General features: G+C 68.0%; 14 protein-coding genes, 1 tRNA gene and 2 pseudogenes. 7 read left to right on the plus strand and 10 right to left on the minus strand.

The features are described from left to right. Window positions 1-180: 180 nt before the first annotated feature. Window positions 181-363, minus strand: a pseudogene (locus MMB17_RS19470) (IS5/IS1182 family transposase); the annotation flags it as partial. Window positions 364-681: 318 nt separating this feature from the next. Between MMB17_RS19470 and MMB17_RS19475 the strand changes: the two are divergent. Beyond that, a complete protein-coding gene (locus MMB17_RS19475) occupies window positions 682-2082 on the plus strand; it encodes an ISL3 family transposase (protein ID WP_236012924.1) in 1401 nt (466 codons plus the stop codon). A gap of 58 nt (window positions 2083-2140) precedes the next feature. On the opposite strand, the pseudogene MMB17_RS19480 reads toward MMB17_RS19475, so the two are convergent. Continuing rightward, window positions 2141-2293 (minus strand): annotated as a pseudogene (locus MMB17_RS19480) (transposase); the annotation flags it as partial. Window positions 2294-2418: 125 nt separating this feature from the next. Between MMB17_RS19480 and MMB17_RS19485 the strand changes: the two are divergent. Next, window positions 2419-3645, plus strand: coding sequence for an IS701 family transposase (locus MMB17_RS19485; protein WP_238235811.1), 1227 nt, complete (start codon window positions 2419-2421; stop codon window positions 3643-3645). Between the two features lie 68 nt (window positions 3646-3713). On the opposite strand, the gene MMB17_RS19490 is transcribed toward MMB17_RS19485, so the two are convergent. From MMB17_RS19490 to MMB17_RS19500, 3 genes are all read right to left on the minus strand, one after another. Beyond that, window positions 3714-4007, minus strand: coding sequence for a FitA-like ribbon-helix-helix domain-containing protein (locus tag MMB17_RS19490; protein ID WP_083469131.1), 294 nt, complete (start codon window positions 4005-4007; stop codon window positions 3714-3716). A 69-nt stretch (window positions 4008-4076) separates the two neighbouring features. After that, window positions 4077-7022 (minus strand): MobF family relaxase, encoded by a 2946-nt coding sequence (gene mobF, locus MMB17_RS19495; RefSeq protein ID WP_048444045.1) that lies wholly within the window; start codon window positions 7020-7022, stop codon window positions 4077-4079. Then, entirely contained in the window at window positions 7019-7315 is a 297-nt protein-coding gene (locus MMB17_RS19500) for a hypothetical protein (RefSeq protein ID WP_048444044.1), read from the minus strand. The genes mobF and MMB17_RS19500 overlap by 4 nt, the downstream gene beginning before the upstream one ends. Before the next feature lie 314 nt (window positions 7316-7629). Between MMB17_RS19500 and MMB17_RS19505 the strand changes: the two genes are divergently transcribed. The 5 genes from MMB17_RS19505 (at window position 7630) to MMB17_RS19525 (ending at window position 12122) form a co-directional block, all read left to right on the plus strand. Continuing rightward, window positions 7630-8157, plus strand: coding sequence for a hypothetical protein (locus tag MMB17_RS19505; RefSeq protein ID WP_048444043.1), 528 nt, complete (start codon window positions 7630-7632; stop codon window positions 8155-8157). Beyond that, complete coding sequence (locus MMB17_RS19510; protein WP_048444042.1) at window positions 8157-8903, plus strand: P-loop NTPase family protein; 747 nt, start codon at window positions 8157-8159, stop codon at window positions 8901-8903. The genes MMB17_RS19505 and MMB17_RS19510 overlap by 1 nt, the downstream gene beginning before the upstream one ends. Window positions 8904-8986: 83 nt before the next feature. After that, window positions 8987-9541: a hypothetical protein gene (locus MMB17_RS19515; RefSeq protein ID WP_048444041.1), complete on the plus strand. Its 555-nt coding sequence runs from the start codon at window positions 8987-8989 to the stop codon at window positions 9539-9541. Window positions 9542-9595: 54 nt separating this feature from the next. After that, entirely contained in the window at window positions 9596-11260 is a 1665-nt protein-coding gene (locus MMB17_RS19520; protein WP_048444040.1) for a type IV secretory system conjugative DNA transfer family protein, read from the plus strand. A 175-nt stretch (window positions 11261-11435) separates the two neighbouring features. Further along, a complete protein-coding gene (locus MMB17_RS19525) occupies window positions 11436-12122 on the plus strand; it encodes a hypothetical protein (RefSeq protein WP_135417729.1) in 687 nt (228 codons plus the stop codon). Here the strand turns inward: MMB17_RS19525 and MMB17_RS19530 are convergent. From MMB17_RS19530 to MMB17_RS19550, 5 genes are all read right to left on the minus strand, one after another. Further along, window positions 12119-12934 (minus strand): IS5 family transposase, encoded by an 816-nt coding sequence (locus MMB17_RS19530; protein ID WP_048444039.1) that lies wholly within the window; start codon window positions 12932-12934, stop codon window positions 12119-12121. The genes MMB17_RS19525 and MMB17_RS19530 overlap by 4 nt on opposite strands. A 334-nt stretch (window positions 12935-13268) precedes the next feature. Beyond that, window positions 13269-14927 carry a site-specific integrase gene (locus tag MMB17_RS19535; protein ID WP_241099972.1) on the minus strand — a complete coding sequence of 553 codons (1659 nt, stop codon included), beginning with the start codon at window positions 14925-14927 and terminating at the stop codon, window positions 13269-13271. A gap of 72 nt (window positions 14928-14999) precedes the next feature. Further along, window positions 15000-15089: transfer RNA gene (locus MMB17_RS19540), tRNA-Ser, on the minus strand. Between the two features lie 174 nt (window positions 15090-15263). After that, on the minus strand, window positions 15264-16547 hold the full coding sequence (locus MMB17_RS19545; RefSeq protein WP_238311362.1) for an efflux RND transporter periplasmic adaptor subunit: 1284 nt from the start codon (window positions 16545-16547) through the stop codon (window positions 15264-15266). Further along, window positions 16544-19789 (minus strand): efflux RND transporter permease subunit, encoded by a 3246-nt coding sequence (locus tag MMB17_RS19550; protein WP_241099973.1) that lies wholly within the window; start codon window positions 19787-19789, stop codon window positions 16544-16546. Before MMB17_RS19550 ends, MMB17_RS19545 begins: the two co-directional genes overlap by 4 nt. Between the last annotated feature and the right edge of the window lie 180 nt (window positions 19790-19969).

The raw sequence follows: 19969 nt of genomic DNA on the forward strand, positions 1-19969 counted from the left end.
GACAGTAGATCGGTGTTCTGGAAGCCTCCCGGCAAAAATGGCGCTCGACGCCGACCCCTTTATGAGGCCCAGGACGCGCGGATCTCCATCTTGGCCAAGGGCTCGCCCGAAGGCCGGATACGTTTATGCAGACTGCTCAGACCAGCGGATCCAGAGCCACTTGCGGACGGGGCGGGCCATACGTTTTGCCGGCAGGCTCCTACTGTCGAGGGCCGCGCGCGACCAGTTGAGCGCATCGGCGTCCTGAAGCTGCTCCATCATCACGCGGTGCAGGGCGGCCCAAACACCGGCTGCCTGCCACGTGCCGAGCCGCCGCCAACTCGTTTTGCCGCTGCAGCCCACCTCAAAACGCGGCAGGTGCTTCTATCAACGGGCACCGAAGTCTGGTTCTTCCGCACTTCGTGTGGCGAAGTGTGCCGGCCGGCGTGACGTGCCCCATCTCCGGAGATCGGCTTTCCGGAGGACGCCATGCCCCGCCGTATCCTGCCCCTCGTGCCCGATGGCTTGAACGTCGTCGGCATCGAGCCGGCGACCGACCCGCTCATCGTGCGCGTTGTACCCCGCCCGAGCCCGACGCGCTGTCCCACCTGTCGATCGTCAGCAGGGCGCAAGCACGGTCATTGCGAGCGCACCCTCGCCGATTTTCCCTAGCAGGGCCGGTCCGTCCGCCTGCGCCTCCGGCTGCAACGCTTCCGCTGTGCGAACCCAGCCTGTCCGCGGCGGACCTTCAGCGAGAGCGTTGGTGACGTCGCCGTCTCTCACGCCCGCCGGTCCGAGCGGCTGCGCGTGCTCCAGCGCCATCTCGGTCTCGCCCTCGGTGGTGCGCCCGCCGCCCGTATGGCGCATCGTCTCGCGATGCCGGTGAGTGGCGATACCCTCGTGCGCCTCGTGCGTGCGGCGCCACTGCCGACGCAACCCGAGCCGCGCGTCGTCGGCATCGACGAGTGGGCTTGGCGGCGCGGGCGCAGCTACGGCACTATGGTCGTCGACCTCGAACGTCACACCGTCCTCGATCTCCTGCCCGACCGGGACGCCGGGAGCGTCGCCGCGTGGCTGCGCGCCCATCCGGGCATCGAGGTCATCGCTCGCGACCGCGCCGACGTCTTCGCCGAGGGCGCCCGCGCGGGCGCGCCGCAAGCCCAGCACGTGCTCGATCGTTTTCACCTGCTGCGTAACCTTAGCGTCGCCCTGCATGCGATCGTTGCCCATCATCATGGCGTGATCCGCGCCGTCGGTCGTGCGCGCGTCGATTACGAGGTCGAGGCGGCGCGGGCTGTGGCGGGAGCCGCGCGGCCGCCGACGGCGATCGAGGTTCGGAAGCAGGCGACGCACGCGCCGCGTCGGGCTCGGCACTCCGAGCTCAAGCGGCTGTCCGAGGCCGGCGCCTCGGTGGCCGGCATGGCTCGCGCTCTGGATCTCGATCGCAAGACGGTGCGGGTCTGGCTGCGCCAGGACGCACCGCCCTCCTGGCAGCGACGCCGCATCGTGCCGACGATCCTCGACCCCTACCGCGATCATCTCGAGGCGCGCTGGCAGGCCGGCTGCCGCAACGCCGCCGAACTCGCCCGCGGGCTGATCCACGCGGGCGCCGACATCCGTCCGCGTATGGTGCGGGATTGGGCGATGCGGCGGCGTCGCGCGAGCACGGACGTGATGGACGCCACGCCCGGCTCGACGAGCGCGCCGCCATGGCGGCCCCCGTCGATCAACCGGACGGCGTGGCTTCTGCAGGCGGACCCGAGCACGCTCGTTGCGGACGATCGCCGCTTCCTCGATCGCTTACGGGTAGAGGCACCCGATCTGGCGAAGAGCGTGGCCGTCGCGACGCGCTTTGCCGACCTCGTGCGACGGCGCTCGGGCGAGAGCCTGGAGGCTTGGTTCGCGGCGGCGGCTGCGACGCCGCTGGCGAAGTTCGCCGTCGGCCTCGAGGGCGACAGGGACGCGTTACGCGGCACGATCACGACGCCCTGGTCGACGAGTCCGGTGGAGGGGCAGATCGGTAGGCAGAAGATGCTCAAGCGCACGATGTTCGGCCGCGCGGGCTTCGCGCTGTTGCGCCAGCGCGCCCTCATAGCGATCTGACCTGTCGTTCCGCGCCGCACGAAGTGCGGAAGAACCAGTATTCAACGCCCGCTGACAGCTTCCACTGCATGCCCGTGCGCAGAACCAGGATGATGCCAGCCAGCGCCGCCCGATCCGAGGTGCGCGGTCGACCGCCTTTCGGCTTCTCAGGCTCAAACGGCAGAAGCGGCTCGATCACTGCCCACAGGTCGTCGGGAACGAGAGCGTCCATACGCTCCCAACCCACTCACACCAGTTTTGTCCCACGCTTTTAGCATTACAGTTGAAGGGAAAGGCTCCTATCTGAGAGGTTTCGGATGGGAGAGCGCGATGTCCTAAGCCTCGCTCCAATCCACGCTGGAGCTCTGGTCCAGGACGCTACGACAGGCCAAACAGCGCATCCGCCCCTTGTTCGCCGCCCCGAGTGTCGCCGCCTCGGTTAACGCTTTCTTGGACGGCCTGCTCGGGGGTGAGCGGCGCAAAACCGGCTGGATGCGGGCTGAGGCTGCCGGGGACCCGGGTCCCTGGCGCCAGCAGGCCATCCTCGGTCGCACGCACTGGGATGCGGAGGCGTTGCGCGATGTCGTGCGTGACTACGTCGTCGAGACGCTTGCCGCACCCGACGCGGTTCTCGTGATCGACGAGACCGGTTTTCTCAAACAGGGCAAAGCCTCATGCGGTGTGGGCCGGCAGTACACAGGCTCGGCCGGTAAGATCACCAACTGCCAGACCGGGGTGTTTGCCGCTTACGTCTCGGATCAGGGCCATGCCTTCATCGACCGTCGCCTGTACCTGCCCAAAGCCTGGACCGGCGATCCAGCCCGAAGGCAAGCAGCGCATGTGCCCGAGGCGATCACGTTCGCCACCAAGCCGCAGCTGGCGCAGACCATGATCGAGCGGGCCATCCAGGCAGAGGTGCCGTTTGCCTGGATGGCGGTCGACAGCATCTACGGCGTGGGCGAGATCGAGCTGGCTCTGCGGCGCGCCTACAAGGGCTACGTGCTGGGCGTTACCGGTCAGCATCACTTCTGGTCCTGGAACGCACACCTCGACGTCGCGGGCACCGCCGCGGAGATCGCCAAGGGCATCCCCGACCAGGACTGGCTGCGCCTCTCGGCCGGAGCCGGAATCAAGGGACCACGCCTGTTTGACTGGGCCTATCTGCCGCTGGCCACGCTCCGGGCCGACGCGCTCGACGCCGCGCTCGATCAGAGCTTGTGGACGCGCGGCCTGCTGGTGCGGCGCAGCCTGTCGGACGGGGCGCTCGCGTACTTCACCACCTGGTGCCCGGCCGGCACGCCGGTCGAGAAGCTGGTGATGGTGGAAGGCCGGCGCTGGGCGATCGAGGACGCGTTCCAGACCGCCAAGACGGAACTCGGATTGGCCCACAACGAGAGCCGCTCGTGGCACGGCTGGCACCGGCACGTCAGCTTGGTGATGCTGGCCTTCGCGATGCTGGCGCGGGTGCGCCACTTGGCCAACAGTCCGCCCCCAAAAACGACGCTCATCGCCAAGCTCGCCGGTGCCGTGGTCCATCCAAGAGATCCGGCGCGTGGCGATGCGGCTGGCGCAGCGGCGCATTGAGCCCGCCCTCGTGCTCGCCTGGTCAGCCTGGCGGCGCGCCCACCAAGCTGCCGCTCGACAGGCGCATCTCAGAAGAAGGATGCAACTGTAATCTTAGAGCACCATCCGAGCGGCTCACCGAGCGAGATGGCTGGATGATCTTCAAGCTCAATGCCACGAAGCGGCGCGACCCGCCGGCGGATCGCTTCCGCCAAATTCACCGACTCGACTGCCTCGGTGCCGAGCGTGTCCGAGAAGATTGAACGCACCTCGGCTTCCATTGATCGGCCATTCATAGCAGCGCGCCCGCGAAGCCGCTTCTTCACCCGCCCGTCAAGATTACCGATCGTGATCGTCGCGCTGGGTGCGTGGGAAACGGCCATGCTCCGATCGTAGGCGTTGCTAGCACTGCTGGCAACGAAATCGTTTTTTGCACTCTGCATTCAGCCTTATCATCGCTCGATGTGGCGACCCCGCTCACGGTCGAGTAGCGGATCGGGGCGATCGAGGCGGCGGGCGAGCTCGTCGACCAAAGCGCGCGTCGCCCGGGCCGGTGCCTGCGTCAGACGACGCCCGTAGGCATCCACCAGCCGCCACGTCGGCACGATGAGCGGCTCGACGCCAAGCCACGACATCGCCTCACGTAAAAGCCGCGCCGCGCGCATCACGCGCGGCACGTCGACCCCTTGGCCGATGGGCTCGCGCGTTTCCAGCGATCCATCCCGCACGAAAGCCACCCGGTCGGCGGCGTGATCGACTACGTTGGCCTTCTCGCTGTAGTTCCGCGCCTCACGGAACAGGCGCTCCAGCACCATCGCGTCGGTGGCCGGCATCCACGCATCCGCCTGACGTTGCCGGCACAGGGCGTCGAGCCGGTCGCGCTCGACCACCACCCTGGCCTCGTGCCGGTGCCGGGTCAGGCCGACATAGAGCTCGCGCGCGTCGGTCGCCGCCCCGACATACATCACCGCCGCGGACGAGGTCCGGCCTTGCGCCGCGTAGGCCGTGCCCGCATAGGCATGCACGATCCTGGGCTGCGGCCGCTTCCGGCCGAACCGCGGCTGTTGCGCCAGATCCGACCACGCCACCTCCAGCGCGCGACCATCCTCCAGCGCCAGGCGCAGGCGTGCTCCTCCCTCCGGCTCGACTGTGATCCCCTCGACCCGGGCGCGATTGCCGTTGCGCAACCCGAGATGCGGCAGGCTCTCGCCGATGCGAAGGCTATCGCCGACAGCGAGAGCGAGCGGCACTGGCCTGTCGTCACGGTCGCGCGCCGGCAGGGTGACCACATCGGGACCGAGGTGTCCCTCTGTCCGCAGCACGGCCCGCGCCCGGATATTCAGCGCTGCAGCGTCGGCGTTGCGCCGGGTCACGATCAGCACGTCCTCGCCCTGCGCCGCGCGCTGTTCGGTCCAGATCGCGAGCACGCGCGCCTGCGCAGCCTCGGCGCCGGCGACCAGCTCGATCTGGTCCCGGGCCGAGTAGGCGCGCAAGCCCGCCTCGACCTCGCCGCGCGCCATCAGCACCGAGGCCGCGCGCTGCCACTCCACCGTCTGCCGGCGGACCTGTTCGAGCACCACAGAGCGCCCGACCACATCGGCGACCGCCCGCAGAGCGCTCGCGCCCCCGACCGAGGCGAGCTGGCGCCGATCGCCGATCAGAACCACCTTCGCCCCGGCCGACCGGGCCGCGCTCAGCACGGCCTCCATGTCGCGGGTCGCGACCATCCCCGCCTCATCGACCAGCACCAGGGTACCGGCGTCGAGCAGCGCCGGCCGGTCGGGGCGGTTGGCGGTATCCGGACCTGCTGTCAGCGTCCGGTCCTGGCGCCAGCGCGCGATCGCCTGCGCCGGGATCCCGGTCGAGCGCCCGAGCTCGTCGGCGGCCACCCACGACGGGGCGAGGCCGATCACCCGGAGACCGGAGCCGCGGGCGGCGGCCACCAGGGCGGCCGCCGTCGTGGTCTTGCCGGTCCCCGCACCGGCCTGCAGCAGCGACACCCCGTCCCGACCGGCGGCGTGGCGCACGGCTTCGCCCTGCTCGGCGCTGAGGTGAGGCGCATGCTCCAGCGCATCCTCGACCGCCTCGGGCGTAATCCAGGTCCGCTCCAGGGGACGATCGGCCGCGCGCAGCATCGCCGCCTCGCAAGCGGCGATGCCCGGGCTGGTCCAGCACGCGCTGGCACCCGGGACCATCGCGGCGTCGGCCAGCGGCAGCAGCGCGCCATCCCGTTCGAGCTGGGCGAGCTCCGCCTCCACGGCGTCGACCCCGACGCCGGCGAGGCCCGCGACCTCCAGGGCGCGCTGGAGCAGATCCTTGCGCGCCACGACGCTCTCGTGCCGGAACAAGGCCGAGGCGGCGCGTGCCACCGCACCGTCGCCGGGGATCTCGGGCGGCTCGAACGGGGTCTCCCGCTCCCGATCGCGCTCGGCGGTCAGCACGAGGGCGGAGTCGCGCTCAAGGTGACGCGCGGCCAGCCACGGATCGATCACGCAGGCGGCGAGTTCCGCGCGCCAGCGTGCCTCCAGCTCCGGCCCGGTCGGCAACTCCTCCTTGCCCCGGCGGGTCGCCAAGGCGGCGATCTCGCGCTGGGCGCTGCTGGCGCCCGTGCCCGCATAGGCTAGGATCTGCTGCGAGCGCTTGGAAAAGGCCGCGAGTAACGTCTCCGGCAGGCCGGCGACCTCCCACTGCCCGCGTCCGGCCTCGCGATACTGCAGGCCGAACCGCTCGCGCAGCCCTTCGGCGAGGGCCGCCCTGTACGCCGCTCCCACTCCGAGCTGGGCGGCATATAATCGCTCAGGCTCAATGGTTAGATGCGTCCGGGACTTGTATCGACCAGCACCGGCATTTGCAGGCGTACCAGCGACATTGATGAACACGCAGTGCGTGTGAATATTCGGGTCACCCTCACGAGTTGTATAGTGATCGAACCGGCCGACGATCAGGTCGCGCGGGCGATGCTGGTCGGTACCGCCGGCGCCGGTCCGGACAGTGACGAGGCCCTCCGCGGTGACAAAACTCAGCGCCCGCTCGACGGCGGCGCGATGGGCGGCCTCGATCGCAGCGCGTTGCTCGGGCGTGCCGGCCATCCAAAGCACGGACACACTCTTCCCGGGGGTCATAGTGCAGTCGACGCCCGCCCAGTGACCCGGGCCGGCACCGCGCACCAGCGGCTTGCCCGTGCCTGGGTGGATCCCCGCACACAGGTCGCGAAACGAGGCTGCATCGATCGCCGCGCCGTGGCGCACGATCGTCTCGCCGCTGCTCCACCAGACCCCGCCGCCGTCCGAGAGGTAGTACTCGTCCCGCTTGTCGGGTTTGGCTTCGCGCTGGCTGTCGTGGGTGTAGTACGACGCTGCCGGCGAACCGGCACCGAGCCGGTGCAGCGAGGCGGTCACGGCGCCGGATCGGCGACGCCGTCGCCCTTGTGCAGGCGGCAGACCTTGGACAGGTCGATGCCGGCCGACGGCGCACCGAGTTCGCCGACCGCCTGGGCCATCTCGAGGATGGCGCCGTCGATCTGCTCCATCCGCTCGACTAGGACGCGGTGACGGATCGCCACTTCCAGGTGCTGGACGATGCACTCGACGGCCAAGCTCTCGGCGGACCAGCCGCGCTCGGCCGCGGCGGCTCGCAACCGGGCGGCGAGCGCCGCTTCCAGGGTCACGGTGAGCTTGACCTCCTGGGCCATCGGCGTACCTGCTGCGCGCGGATCGAGACGGCAGGCTTGGCACGGACGAGGCGGTTGGGCGAGGCCGACACGGCCGCGCGGTTAACGCCGGGCCACTTCAGTGCGTGTGGTGTGATATCCCTTCTGCTACCGTGGCCCAGCCGTAATCGCTGCCGTACTTGGCCGTGGGTTGCCGTATTGCTGCCGCGTCCAGCCGCGATGCAACCGTTACCTGCCGTATGCAGCCGCGCGCTAACGATTCCTTGCCGTGATCCCTGGCATTTGCCGGCCCCACCACACCGGCCGACAAGGGACCGCCTGATAGGTCGGCGTACATGCCGATGCAGTCCCGCCTCGACCTCAGCCGCCTCAAGCGCGACCTCGCCGCCTCCGCCAAGGCGCGCGACGGCATGACGCTCGCCCCGGGCGGGCGGGCGGCCACAGGGCTGATGGCGATGGTGCGCGACAACCTCGACGCGCTGCTCGCCCTGAAGGCCTCCGGCAGCACCTGGAAGGAGATTGCCGCCGGCCTGACCGCACAGGGTTACGCCACCGCCGACGGGCGCCCGCTCACCGACACGCAGCTGACCGGCGTGATTTCTAGCGTGCGCCGGCAGGCCCGCCGCCGGGCCGCGCGGGCGGCTCTGCGCGACATGCGGCCCGATCTCGCCGCGGCTCCACTGCCACCGCGCCGGCCCGCGCCGGCTTCGCCCTCCGATGCCGGCGCACGGCGAGCCCGGCTCGCCCCCGAGCTCACGGCCGGTTCGCCTCCGGAATCCGGCGAGCCGCCCATGAGCGAGGCCGAAATCCGCGATCATCACGTCACCAAGCACAAGCACCTGTTCAGGAAGGACCCCGAGTGATGGCCCGCGTTCTTATCGTCGCTCAGGAAACCGGCGGCATCGGCAAGAGCACGATCACCCGCGGGCTGGCCGAGGCGGTCACCGACGTGCCGATACTCGAAGTCGAATCGACCCCGCGCCTTACGGAGTTCAAGACCGCGAAGGCCGACAACGAGCCGGGAAGCGTGCGCCACTTCTCGGTGCGCGCCAGCCGCGAGGCGATCGAGGCCTCGGGCGGCAAGGCAGCGCGCGCCGAGTTCGACCCGGTCGTCAACGCGCTCTACAGCGTGACCGGTCCGACGCTGGTCGATCTCGGGGCCAATTCCTCGGCGAGCCTGCTCGGCGTGCTCAAGGACGAGGCGGCGTCGCTGCGTGAGGCCGGGATCGAGCTCGGCCTCGTCGTGGTGGTCGCGGCCGAGGCAGGGTCGCTGGCGGATGCGGGCAAGCTGCTTCAGGCGGCCAAGGACTGGGCGGCGGCAAGCTTCGTGGTGGCGAACGCGCTGCGCGGCGCGATCGATCCCGTCATTCTGAAGCGGGTCGCAGGTGCGGCGACGCTGAGCCATTTGCGCGCGTTCGAGCTAGAGGACGCCACCCGCGAGGTGCTCACGGCGGGGCAGCTCCGCGGCATCCCGAAGCTCGACCGCGCCAGGCTCGCTAAGGAGACCTCGCCGGCCCAGGCCGGGCGGATGCTGCGCGACCTGACCGCCTTCCGCCTCGCGGTGATGGAAGCGGTCAAGCCCGCGGCTCTCTGGCTAGTCGAGGGCTGAGCCTCGTGGCCATTCCACCGAAGCGCCCCGCGGGCCCGCCCGCCTCGGCTCCATCTGCCTCGGGATCACCGACGGCGAAGACGGTGCGGGACAACCTCGCTGCCGCCACTAAGGCGGCCGAGGCCGAGGCGACGGAGGTGGCGCGGGTAAGCAAGCGTCGGCTTGACGGGCTTTTAAAGGCGCGACCCGATGCGCGCTTTGCCGCCCTCGCCGAGGCGGAATCCGTACTCACGCCGGAAGACCGCCTGGCGCTGTTGGACTCGCTGCGGAATGCGGAGGCCTCGCATCGGCCGATCCGAGCCGGGACGGCGAGCCGGCTCGCGATCTGGCGCTCTCGGCTGCCCTACCGCCTCGTGCCAATCGGTCTCGGCCTGGGCAGTGCCTTACTGCTTTTCGGCTTGGCACTAGTCGCTTGGTACCGCACGCCAGAGCGATGGGTCACCCTGCGGGGTGCGGAGCCGCAGCCGATCGGCTGGCGTATGCCGGACGGCATGCGCGTCGCGGGCCGGCTCGATCCTGGTTCCCGCGCACTGCTTTGGCGCCGTGATGGCGCGGACGGTGTGCTGCGAAGCTGGGTGGCGCAGTCCGGCTACGCGGAGGCGCGCGTGCCCTTGAGCCTCCTCGCCACAGCCCCCTGAGCTGAATGACCTCTCGCCTGCGCTCAAACCGCTGATCGACGGAATCCACCATCGATGTCCTTCGCATTGAAGATCGTCGTCCTGACGATCGCGATCCTGCTTCTTGGCTACCCCACTGCGGCGCTCGTCGTGCACGGGCTCGATCCAACCCTCTGGCCGAGTGAGGCCATGCGCCCGGGCATGTGGTTCGCGCTCTGGCGCACCGGGCAGCTCGATGCGATCGTGGAACTGTACTGGGCGATGCTCATCGGCCGCGCGCCGGCGTTCGCGAGCGGCTTCTGGACGCTGATGGCGGTGCTCGCACCGATTGCCTTGATGATCGGCTGGCGCTTCGCCGGATCGAAGGCCGCGCCCCGGCGCGACGCCTCCGACCTGTTCGGGGGGGCGCGCTTCGCGACCGCCGCCGAGCGCGCCGCGATGGGTCGAGGCCTCGAACTCGGCCTCGACCCGGAGACCGGGCGCGCGGTGCGCGTCGCCGTCCAGGGCACGCTCGCGACCATCGCGCCACCGCGCAAGGGCAAGACCTCCGGCGCGTTGATCCCGAACCTGGCCTATCCCGAGCCGAACGCCTGGTCCGGGCCCGCGGTCGTCTTCGATCCGAAGGGCGAACTTTACAGGGCTACGGCCGAGCGGCGCCGCGCCATCGGCAGGCGTGTCATTTGTCTCGATCCGCTGAACCTCGTGGGAGGCACGGACCGATGGAATCCCCTTGCTGACCGCGATCCGGAGGATGTGCTCTATCTTCAGCATACCGCTGCCGCCCTCCTTCCCGAACCGGGCGGCGACGGCGAGGCTGCCGCCTACTTCCGCAACCGGGCGATCGATCTCATCACCGGTGCACTCCTAGTCACCCTGAAGCGCGGCACCCGCAGCGTCGCACAGGTCCAGGCGCTGATCGCCGACCCTGATACTTTGATCGCGCAACTCGAACATTTGCGACCGGCCCCCGCCGCGCTGAGCGCCCTGGAGATCCTCAAGGCCGATCCGAAGACCCGCGACCCGCTCGTCGCCACCTGCGCCCAGGCCTTCCAATGGCTCGCCGACGCGCGCCTACGCCATCTCGTCGGCGCCACCAGCTTCGACTTCGCCGACCTCGCCACCGGCCGGGTCGATCTGTTCGTGGCGGTGCCGCCCGAGTACAAAGATCTGCTGGCGCCGCTGCTGCGCTGGTTCCTCAGCGATCTGTTCACGAGCGTGCGCCGCAACCGGCCGGCCGAACGCATCTTGGTGATGATCGACGAGGCCGCAGCCCTCGGGCGGTTCTCCGAGATCCTGACTGCATCTGCCGAGCTTCCGGGCTACGGCGCCTCGCTCTGGACTCTGTGGCAGGACCGTTCGCAGATTGTCGGCCTCTACGGGCAGGCGGGGGCCGACACCATCCTCAACACCGCCGAGATCGTGACTGTGTTCGACGTGCCGGCGGTCGATCCCGACGCGAGCGAGCGCTGGTCGCGGGCGCTCGGCGACTACACCGCCCGGGTCGAGACGCTGACCCGGCCCGCCGAGGGGCAGGGTCAGCGCAGCATTGCCCTGACACCGCAGGCCGCGCGGTTGGTCCCGGCTCAGGCCCTGACCAGCATGCCGAGCCGAGAGCTTCTGGTGTTCGCCAACAGTGCCGCTTATCCGCGCCATCCGATCCGCTTGCACAAAACCGTGGCTCATTCCGACCCACGCTTCTTAAGTCTGATCAACTCTGTAGCCCCGGTCGGACAAAGCTGATGATGCACTTACATTGAACGACGTGCAAAACTTATTGAACTGAATTATATCGATTCACAATAAATATATTATTATAAAATTGCAAATTCGCGATAAATGCTACGTTTGTCATTAGAATTATAATGGCACAATTATTAGCAGTGTCGTCAACTACAGTAAAATGAAGGTCTGAGCCATGAAAATCTTCAAGAAAAATCTCCTGATGTTGAGCCGCGAAGAACTCAGTGCAAAACATCAGACTAAATCGGGTGTAATCATGCATGAAATTGGGCATGTGATTGCATACCGCCGCATAGGTATAAGCACAGCTTATATAGCGATACATGAAGATTATAACATAGGATCTATATTTGCCCCTTCTCCTTCTGATACTTCAGAAATTTCAATTGAAAATCAAATCCTAATCCATGCTTCGGGAGTATTCATGGAGAAGGCAATTTTTGGCGATTTTAATGTCGACACCGCATACGGCGATTTCATGAAGATTGCCGATATGGTTAGAGCATCAGGAAAAATATACCCAGCCCTCACAAACAGAATCGATTCCGGCGTTCCGTTTGCGGAGAGATTATTTGCGGATTACGGAACCAAATTTCCGACTAGGTCGGAAAGGTATTTTGCATACGCCCTACACCACGCAATCCTCAAGAAATTGGGCAGTGGTAATCTTATAGAAGGACATAGAGTAATTCGGTTCTGCGATATGCCGATGCTATACAGAATCACGCATCACTCTCAGTCTTCTGCCCTCAGAGAACAAACCAAAAGGTGGGATCGTTTAGATGAACTCACAACATCGTTAGAGGAAAACAGTAGTTATGCTGAACAGGAGATCCTGAGTAGACTTCGCTTCGGGCCCTAGAGGCTGTTACGGACTGCTGCGAAATCGGCAGCCCTGCGGAGCAGTAGGACGCTGAAGGCGACGAGGTGCAGCCCGGCCAGGGTAGCCGGCAGGCGTTCGTAGTCGCGGGCCAAGCGGCGGAAGCGGGCCATCCAGGCGAAGGCGCGCTCGACCACCCACCGGCGTGGCAACAGGACGAAGCCGCGCTTGGCTTCGGGCAGCTTCACCACTTCCAGGGCGATGCCGTGATCAGCCGCCGCCTTCGCCGCGCGCTCGCCGGTGTAGCCCTGATCGACATAGGCGAGATCCACGCTGTCGCCGGTGGCCTCCTGCACGGCATCAGCCAGCGCGGCCACGGCGGCGCGGTCATCGGCATCGGCGGGTGTGACATGCAGCGCCAGCACTTGGCCGAGCGTATCGACCGCCGCGTGCAGCTTCGAACCGCGGGTGCGCTTGTGTCCGTCCCAGGCGGCGCGAGCGCCACTCTCGGGCGTCGAGCGGAGCGTCCGGCTGTCGAGCACCACGGCCGAAGGTTCCTCGGTCCGGTCCGAAGCCAAGCGCAGCACGGCGCGCAGGTCGTGGACCAAACTCTCGAAGCAGCCCGCTTTCAGCCAGCGTTGCGCCTGGTCATACACGGCGTGCCAGGGCGGCAGATCGTGGGGCATCGCGCGCCAAGCCACGCCGTAGCGCACGACGTAGCGCAGCCCGTTGAACACCTCCCGCAGACTGTGCTCGCGCTGAGCGGCCGTTTCGGGAAGCAAGGTCAGGTAGGGGGCGACCAGCGCCCATTCTTCATCGCTGACATCGGAGGGGTAGGCACGGCGGGACTGCATCGCCGCCAATTTGGTGCCCTCGTAGGTCCGTAACACCCTCTAGAATTCTGACTACACCTCATAGTTAGCTCCAATTCGACTTTGAAGGGCAAACCTCAGCCGGCCACATTCGGCCATTCATTACATGCTGACCAAGCCGAACTGACGTCCGCAATATTGAGCCAACGACGAGTTGCACGTTGTCGCACATCAATGTATGACAACGCAGCTGTAACGCCGTTTAGTGCTGCTGAGTCAACGACTTACGCGGGCTGCCGCTTAGGTGAGAATCCTGGCGCCTCAGCCAAGTTAGCTCGCCGGCCGCCCTGCGCAGAGGCAGGCTGGCAGCCAGTCGTCATTGTAATGACGACCGGCGCGGTCGTCCGCCCTTCGGCTGTCGCACAGCGAATGCGCCGAAGTCGATCGTCTTGAGCAAGCTCCAATTGACGCCAGGCGGCAGGGGCGCGGTCGCGAACGCCTTGAGCTCTCCATCGGTCATCTGCCCGTCGTAGCGCTCATGCACGTCGGTGAGCTCGTGGCCAACCTGCAGGCGCACAGCCCGCGCGGGCAACGCAAGATCACGGTCATTGCGGATCTTGCCGACGCGCAAGCCATGGAAAGTACTGGAGCGCTGCGGATCAGCGCCCGACCGCACATACAGGCGCTTCATGCGCTTCTGTGCCGCGTCGGCGGGATCTTCCGTTCGCATCAGCATTGGGAACACTGGCCCCGCGTCTCGAAGCGCCCATTCGATGAAGCCGCACTCTGCAAACAAGTCGTGCAGGACGAACAAGCCGAGCGACTCGCCGGTCTTGAACGGCACCGGCTCCCAGCGCCCGTCCCGCATCTGGTGCGATTGAGGGCGGTACACCCAAACCCCATTGTAGCGCAGAATGTTCTCGCGCCGCATGAAGGCGAGCAGACCCAGCCGCCGTCCAGTAAGTTGACCGAGGGCCGGCAGCAGGGCATCGGAGAGGATGCCGGAGGCGACTCCCGCGGCGACGACCTTGCCGAACTCGTCTTGGTCGGGTGCGATGCGTGCCTTCGAAGGCGCGGCGCGCTTCGGGATCACGATCCGGCCCTCGAAGGCGACGGGCACCTTGGCGTCGGCGCAGGCCTCACGCAGGATCGTCTTGATCCGGCTCAGATACGTCTCGCGGATCGATTTTTCCGCTAACCCAGGTCCCTCGGCCTCCTTGTTGGCCGCAACGTACTCGGCGACCCTGGCGAGATCGTAGCCTTCCTGCTTCGAGATGTTGGGTGGCAGCCACGACAGCTCGTTGGCGAAGTGCTGCAGGTCCGTGCGGTCATAGGCGTCGACGGGCTTGTCGCCAACGAGCGCAAGGAACACCGAAGACCGGTGACGGAGGTAGCCGATTTCCGGATGGCGGGGGTCACCGTAGGTCTCGACCCGGCCGGTGATGAAGCGCTCGGCGGCCACGCTGAAAAGGGGACCTTGTGGGCCCTTCTGCCCGCCGATCATCTCCCGGATCGCGACGAGTTCGGCCATGATCGGATCGGGCTTCGGGGGAAGCGTGATCGGTGCAAGCCCCAGCATCCCGCGCGCCGTATTCTCGTCCGCCAGCGCCGCGATGATCGGCACTTCCGGTCTCAGACGTCTTGCTTTGTCGTCGCCTGCGAGACGCTTCGCCCCGACCTCCGCCAGCAGGTCGAAGACGCCATCGATCGCGGCCGGCGCAATCTCGTGCGAGAGCCTGCTCTGGCCGAGGACGCCGAGCCCGAGGAGGGTCGGCAGGACGAGGGTCAGCCGATCCTCGACCTGCCGCCTGGCATCGGCAGGCGTCGCATCGTTCATGGGCGTGTTCTCGATCCGTGCGAACTCAATGCGCGCCAAGCCGCCGAGCACGTCGGCCATGCGACGGGCCTGCGAATTCGGCACGCACCCGAGGGTGATCCGAATCGGCGCCAGGGTCAAAGCGGGATCGAGCGCCTTGGGCACCCGGATCTGGAAGACGGAAGTTCGCCCGTTACGGGTCAGGTGGCGGCTTCGCACGCGTGTACAATCCCGTGTACATCGCGGGTGCGTGGCGGTTCACCGGCCGGATCGGCGCTCTAGGGATTAATGTGGCGGAGAGGGGGGGATTCGAACCCCCGATGCCCTTGCAGGCATGCCGCATTTCGAGTGCGGTGCATTCAACCGCTCTGCCACCTCTCCGTGGATCCGTCAGCGGTGGCGGGTGACTAGCACGCGCGTTTCACGCTCACAAGCGGGTTCGGCCGCCCCTTCGGGCCGGGTTGGCCGGCGGCGGCGTCGCGACGGCCTGTCTGCGACCGGCGCGCCGCGACCGCCTTGCCACGGCGGGGCAGGGCAGTCCGGGGCCGCGGCCCGTCAGCGCTCGGCCGCCTGCATCGGCTTGCCCGCGGGGGCCTGGGGGGTGATGCGGGCGCCGTCGGAGAGGTCAGCGGGGGGGCTCAGCACGATGCGCTCCTGGCCCGAGAGCCCCTGGTCGATCTCGATGGTGGCGCCCCGGTCGCGCTCGATCCGCACGGGCGTCCAGGCGACGGTGCCGTCGTCGCGGGCCACCGCCACCCGCGTGCCCTTCTGGTTGAACACCAGGGCCTCGGCGGGGATTGCCACGCTCGGGCGCGTGCGGGGGATCTGCAGGGTCACGTACACGTAGAGCCCGGCGCGCAACGCGCGGTCGGGATTGGGCACGTCGACCTGGGTGGTGAGGGTGCGCGAGGCGGAGAGCAGCGCCACCGAGCTGCGCTCGACCTCGCCCTTGAAGCTGCGGCCGGGGATCTGCGGCACTTTGATCTCGGCGGCGATGCCGGGCTCCACCCCCACCGCGGCGTTCTGGGGCACGTTCACCGAGATGCGCAGCACGTCGTCCCGGTCCATGGCGAGGAGCGCCGTGCCCCCGCCGGCATCGGCCTGGACGAGGTCGCCGACATCGACAGTGCGGGTGGTCACCACCCCGTCGAAGGGGGCGGTGACGGTCTCGAAGCCGGTCAGCGCCTTCAGCCGATCGACGGTGGCCTGCTGCGCCTTGATGTTGGCCTCGGCCACCTTCACGTCGGCCTCCGCCGAGGCGAGGTTGGCGTTCTGGCTGAGCAGGCTCGCCTGGGAATTGTCGGCGTTCTGCTTCGAGGCCCAGCCCTGGCCGGCCAGGGTCGCGGTGCGGCTGTTGGTGACCTCGGCGAGCGTCAGGTTGGCCTTGGCCTGGTCGACCAGGGCCTTGGCCTTCAGGCGCTGCGCCTCGAGCTGCCCGAGCTGGGCCTGGGCCTGGGCGAGCTGCTGGTCGAGGTCGGGGGCGGCGATGCGCAGGAGCGTGTCGCCCTTCTTCACCCGGGAGCCGATATCGACCCGGCGCTCGGCGACGTAGCCGGTGGCGCGGGCGAAGATGCGGGCCGTGGCGAAAGGCTCGGTCTGGCCGGGCAGGGTGAGGGCGATCGGCGCGTCGAGGCGCTGCACCTCGGCCGTGCGCAGCTTGGGCACGAACTCGATCTGCCGGCGCCGGGTCGCGTCGGCCTCGGCGCTGCGCTGCCAATGCCCGTAGGCGCCGTAGCCGATCAGGCTGCCGGCCACGAGCACCACGAGGAAGAACAGGCCCTTGCCCGGCGGGCGCGGCCGCTCCCCGTCCTCCGTCCCGGTCGCGACGCGCGCACTCATACGTAATCCTCGAGCGGCCTCACCGGGCCGCGGCGCAGCAGGGTGTAGAGGAAGGGCACGAACAGCAGGGTCGACGGCGTGCCGAGCGCGATGCCGCCCATCACGGCCCGGGCGAGCGCCGCGTTCTGCTCTCCGCCCTCGCCGGTGCCGAGCGCCATCGGGATCAGGCCGAGGAACATGGCGCCCGCGGTCATCAGCACCGGCCGCAGCCGGGTCTCGCCGGCCGCGATCGCCGCCTCGTAGGCCGAACAGCCGGTCGCCTCCCGGTGTTCCTTGGCGAAGGTGACGAGCAGGATCGAGTTCGCGCTCGCGATGCCCACCGACATGATCGCCCCGAACAGGGAGGGGATCGAGAAGGTCGTGCCGGTCACGAACAGGCTGGCGACGATGCCGCAGAAGGCCAGCGGCAGGGCGGCGAGCACCACGAAGGGGTCGCCCCAGCTCTGGTAGTTCACCGCCATGAGCAGGTAGACCGCGATCAGCGCGATGCCGAGGCCCACCTCCAGCCGGAAGAAGGCGGCGCGCATGTTCTCGATCTGGCCGCGCACGGCGATCTTGTCGGGGGCGGGCAGGGCCGTCTGCTCCTCCTCGACGATGCGGTCGATGTCGCGGGCCACCGCGCCGAGGTCGCGGTCCTGCACCGCGGCGTAGACGTTGAAGGTCGGCTGCGTGTTGACGTGGTTGATCACCGTCTGGGTCGGCTGCCGGGTGAAGCGGCTCACGCTCGAGAGCAGCGTCAGCACGCCGGGGCCGCCATTGCCCGAGGTCGCCGCCGCCGCATCCGCCCGGGCCAGGAGCGGCGTGTTCTGCAGGGCGGTCAGCGAGTCGTTGCGGTATTCCGGCGTCTGCACCCAGAGCTGGTAGGGGATGCCGGTTTTCGGGTCGGTCCAGAAGTTCGGGGTGACCTGGAAGGAGCCCGAGAGCGAGACGTTGAGGCTCTGGGCGATCTGCTGCTGGGTCAGGCCGAGCTCGGAGGCGAGGCGCCGGTCCACGTCCACGAAGAATTGCGGCACGTCGACGATCTGGTGGAGATGCACGTCGACGAGGCCCTTGGTCCGCTTCAGCCGCGCCTCGATGCGCCGGGCGACCTCGAGGTCCTTGTCGGTGTTGCGCCCGGAGACCTGCACGTCGATCTGCGCGATCACGCCGAAATTCAGGATCTGGGTGATGATGTCGGAGGGCTGGAAATAGACCGTCAGGTCGGGGAAGCGCTCGCGCAGCACCCGGCGCAGGCGCTTCTGGTAGAGCGCCACGGAGCCGTGGCCCTCCTTCAGGTCGATCAGCATCTGCCCGTCGTTGTAGGACACGAAGGAGCCGTCCGAGAAGGCGAAGTTGTAGTTGTTGGACGGAATGCCGATGTTGTCGAGGATCTGCGCGATCTCGCCTTCGGGGATCACCTCGCGCACCACGCCCTCGACGCCGGCGAAGACCTGCTCGGCGGTCTCGATGCGCATGCCCGGCCGGGTGCGCAGGTGCAGGGTCATCTGGCTCGATTCGACCTGCGGGAAGTAGTCCTGCCCGGTGAAACCGAGCAGGACGCCGCTGCCGCCGAGGATCGCGATGACGGTGGCGAGCGTGGCGAGCCGGTGGGTCAGCACCGCGTGGAGCAGGCCGAGATAGCGGCGGTGGAAGCGGGCGAAGCGCGCCTCGAAGCCGTGCCGGAAGGCGCCGGCCAGGCGGAACAGGGGGCGCAGCAGGACACCGAGCGCCCGCTCGATCCGGCCCCGACGCAGCCCCTCGTCCTGCCCGTGATGCTGCGCGTATTCCCGGGCGACCAGCACGTCGATCAGCACCGGCACCAGGGTGCGCGAGAGCAGGTAGGAGGTCAGCATCGCGAACACCACCGCGAGCGCCTGCGGGGTGAACAGGTATTTCGGGGTGTCGGTGAGCGCGAAGACCGAGACGAAGGCGGCGCAGATCGAGAGCGTCGAGATCAGGGCCGGCTTGGCGATGCCCGCCGCGCCCTCGACCACCGCGTTGCGGAAGGGCCGGCCCTCCTCGAACAGGCGGTAGGTGTTCTCGATGGCCACCGTCGCGTCGTCGACGAGGATGCCGACGGCGAGCGCCAGGCCGCCGAGCGTCATCACGTTGATGGTCTGGCCGAGGGCGGCGAGGATCGCCAGCGAGGTCATGATGCAGAGGGGGATCGAGACCAGCACGATCAGCGTCGAGCGCCAGGAGCCCAGGAAGAGCAGGATGGTCAGGCCGGTGAGGCCGGCGGCGATGGCCGCCTCGTGCAGCACCCCCTCGATCGCCGCCGAGACGAAGACCGACTGGTCGAAGAGCGGCTTGATCTCCATGCCCTCGGGGGCGGCGGCGCGGATGTCGGGCAGGGCCTTCTTGACGTTGTTGACCACGTCGAGCGTCGAGGCGTTGCCGTTCTTGAGCACCCGCATCAGCACCGAGGCCTGGCCGTCGGCGCGCACGATGTTGACCTGGGGCGGCCCGCCGTCGCGGACATGGGCCACGTCGCGCACCAGCACCGGCTGGCCGGCCACCACCTTGATCGGGATCTCGTTGAGCTGGGCAATGGCGTCCGGGGTGGCGTTGAGCTGCACCGGGTATTGCTGCTCGCCGATCTTGGCGAGCCCCGAGGGGATCGTCAGGTTCTGCGAGGTCATCGCGTTGGTGACCTCGAGCGGGGTCAGCCCCAGCGCCTGCAGGGCCTGCAGGTCGAGATCGACCATCACCTGCCGCGGGGCGCCCCCGAAGGGGGAGGGCAGGGTCGAGCCCGGCACCTGGGTCAGGCGCTGGCGGATCCGGTACTGGGCGTAGTCGTAGACCTTGTTGAGGCTGTCCTTGGCCGAGGTCAGCGCCAGCTGGATCACCGGCACCGAGGAGGCCGAGAAGCGCACGATCACCGGCGGCTGCACGCCGGGGGGCATCAGGGCGCGGATCGAGTTGGTGGAGGAGACGATCTGGGCGATGGCGAGATCGATGCTGACGCTCGGGTCGAAATAGATCTTCATCACCGCCGTGCCCTGGAGGGTGGTCGATTCCATCCGGGCGATGTTGTTGACGTTGTTGGAGATTCCGAATTCCGAATAGGTCGTGATCCGTTTCTCGACCTCCGGCGCGGACAGGCCCGTATAGGTCCAGACCACCACGACGACCGGGATGTCGACGGTGGGCAGCACGTCCTTGGGCGTGACGACGATCGCGCCCAGGCCGCCGAGCATCATCAGCACGGCGAGCACGTAGGTCGTGATGCGGAACTTCAGCGCGTACTGGACGAGGCCCATGCCCTTCCCGTTGCCGTCTCCGATCCGAGGCGCTGCCCTGCGGGGCCGGTCCAGCGCGCGACGGGATTGACTGTGCCGGGGGAGGGGACCCGGGCGCGGCGGCGCCGATCCCTCACCGGTGACGATCCGGCAACAAAAGGCGGCCCATGTTTCTGTCCTGTGTCCGGAAACAGTCCCGGG

Source organism: Methylobacterium organophilum (assembly GCF_022533465.1).
GTDB lineage: Bacteria > Pseudomonadota > Alphaproteobacteria > Rhizobiales > Beijerinckiaceae > Methylobacterium > Methylobacterium organophilum.